This is a genomic window from Candidatus Poribacteria bacterium (assembly GCA_021295715.1).
Lineage (GTDB): Bacteria > Poribacteria > WGA-4E > WGA-4E > WGA-3G > WGA-3G.
Window position 1 is genome coordinate 3,345 of sequence record JAGWBV010000015.1, and the last position, 402, is coordinate 3,746.

The 402-nt window shown below is 49.8% G+C and carries 1 protein-coding gene; it reads right to left on the bottom strand.

Translation table 11 applies throughout. From position 1 onward, the window contains the following. A partial coding sequence (locus J4G07_06330) for an ABC transporter ATP-binding protein (protein ID MCE2413605.1) occupies nt 1-402 on the bottom strand: 402 nt, incomplete at both ends.

Consider the following 402-nt stretch of genomic DNA (forward strand, 5'->3'; position numbering starts at 1 on the left):
CCCCTGGTATAAATCCAATTCGATGGTCTTGGGTCTGTGGGAGGTGGATATCCCCATCAAATTGAGTTGTTCCTGTTAAGGCAGCAACCAGTTCGTCTTGTCCGTTGCTGCTGATTCCGGCAACACCGAGAATCTCTCCAGATCGAACTTTGAAGGAGGCCTCAGTCAAACCGGCTGGACAGGCTATGGGAGCAACGGTAAGATTCCGAACCTCTAAGGCGCACTTGTTCTTGGACACATCATTCTTCTTTGGACGATCCGGTGCACCTATTTCAAACGGACGACCGACCATAAGCTCAGCCAAATCTGTTTCGTTTAGTTCTTTAGTTTCCCGCGTTGCAACAACTTCGCCACGCCGCAGAACGGTGACTCTGTCAGCGATTGCCTTTACATGGTCAATTT